1 pseudogene is annotated in these 533 nt (G+C 44.5%); it reads right to left on the bottom strand.

Annotated features, from left to right (window positions below):
• Window positions 1-26: 26 nt before the first annotated feature.
• A pseudogene (aceE, locus tag AAY47_RS19725) lies at window positions 27-533 on the bottom strand (pyruvate dehydrogenase (acetyl-transferring), homodimeric type); the annotation flags it as partial.

Here is a 533-nt window from a genome sequence, read left to right as displayed (position 1 = left end):
AGCCAAGATGAAGCAGCACCCAGCTAGTTGATACATTCTTGCAGGATCTGGCCTTTTGCATCTTATTTATAGTATGCAACTTGCTCACGGCCTTGCGGAGTATACTGCTGACCATTAGGGCTGTAGATACAGATTTGACGGAACAGACCTTCCATACCGAAGGTACGTGCTTCGTAAGCAATAATTGGAACCAGACGATCTTTGATCGACTTGTTCTTCAGCATAACGTTCAGTGCACGAACGAACGCGATAGTGGTAGAGCTGTCTTTGGATTGTTCTTCCGGCAGCGAGCTGAATTCTTCCATCTCTGTTATTTCCGGTTTCTTGTCAAAGTTAGCGCTACTGCTTGGTACATAACCACCCAGTGCGTTACGACGCTCATGCATGTACTTAGATTCTTCAGAATCTTTATCGAAATTGACGTATGGCAAGTTTTCAATCTGCTCATCAGATACCGGCACATTGAAACGATCACGGAACTGACTAACGCCTTCCATGTTCATTTTCTTAACATGGTGAGCAATGTTCTTACC

Origin of the sequence: Xenorhabdus griffiniae, from assembly GCF_001028135.1 — a bacterium.
Classification (GTDB): Bacteria; Pseudomonadota; Gammaproteobacteria; order Enterobacterales; family Enterobacteriaceae; genus Xenorhabdus; species Xenorhabdus bakwenae.
This window is presented reverse-complemented; position numbering and strand designations above follow the sequence as displayed.